At 68.4% G+C, this 472-nt stretch carries 1 protein-coding gene; it reads left to right on the forward strand.

Annotation, left to right across the window (positions count from 1 at the left end):
- Window positions 1-457 (forward strand): EamA family transporter (locus tag FLP08_RS16940; RefSeq protein WP_500681179.1); only part of this gene is annotated, 457 nt, incomplete at its 5' end.
- Between the last annotated feature and the right edge of the window lie 15 nt (window positions 458-472).

The following is a 472-nucleotide window of genomic DNA, read 5'->3' on the forward strand; positions in this document are numbered from 1 at the left end:
CCGTGGAGAAGGCCCGGAGGAGGACGACATGCTGGCATCCTGGGCCTTCTGGGCACTGCTTTCGGCGCTGTTCGCCGCGCTGACCGCGATCTTCGCCAAGATCGGCCTCGACCGGGTCGATTCGGACTTCGCCACCTTCATCCGCACCCTGGTGATCCTCGTCACCCTCGGCGGCATCCTCGCGGTCCTGGGCAAGTTCCAGGCCCCGGGCAGCATCCTGCCGCGCAGCTGGCTGTTCCTGGTGCTCTCCGGGCTGGCCACCGGTGCCTCCTGGATCTGCTATTTCCGCGCCCTCAAGCTCGGCCCGGCGTCGCTGGTGGCGCCGCTGGACAAGTTCAGCGTGGTGCTGGTGGCACTGCTCGGCGTGGCCTTCCTCGGCGAACGCCTGGACCTGCGCCAATGGCTCGGCGTAGCCCTGGTGACAGCGGGCGTGGTGGTCCTGGCAATCCGCCCATAAGCCCGCTGAATGGCG

The organism is Christiangramia aestuarii (assembly GCF_009735585.1).
GTDB lineage: Bacteria > Bacteroidota > Bacteroidia > Flavobacteriales > Flavobacteriaceae > Christiangramia > Christiangramia aestuarii.